This window comes from Rhodobacter flavimaris (genome assembly GCF_021378075.1).
In the GTDB taxonomy this organism is placed as follows: domain Bacteria; phylum Pseudomonadota; class Alphaproteobacteria; order Rhodobacterales; family Rhodobacteraceae; genus Rhodobacter; species Rhodobacter flavimaris.
Window position 1 is genome coordinate 1 of record NZ_JAJUOS010000084.1, and the last position, 279, is coordinate 279.

Here is a 279-nt window from a genome sequence, read left to right on the forward strand (position 1 = left end):
CGGTCGATCCGCTCGGCGCCCGGGCGCAGCATCAGGTGATAGGTATTGCCCAGCAGAATGTCGGCGCCGGTCTCGCGCACCGATTCCGGCAGCATCGCCTTGACCGTGGCGGCGGTGCCGACCGGCATGAAGGCCGGGGTGCGGATCTCGCCCCGCGGGGTGTGGATCACGCCGGTACGTGCTTGGCCATCGGTGGCGTTCAGCGTGAAGGAAAAACGGTCGGACATCTTCAGGGCCTGTGACTGCAACCGGAGGTGCATAGCGATCCTGCCGCCCTAT

Annotated in this window: 1 protein-coding gene; it reads right to left on the reverse strand. The window is 66.7% G+C overall.

Annotated elements, in window-relative coordinates; translation table 11 throughout:
* On the reverse strand, positions 1–227 hold a 227-nt coding region (locus LZA78_RS17720), incomplete at its 3' end, for a tRNA-guanine transglycosylase (protein WP_233678190.1).
* Positions 228–279: the final 52 nt, after the last annotated feature.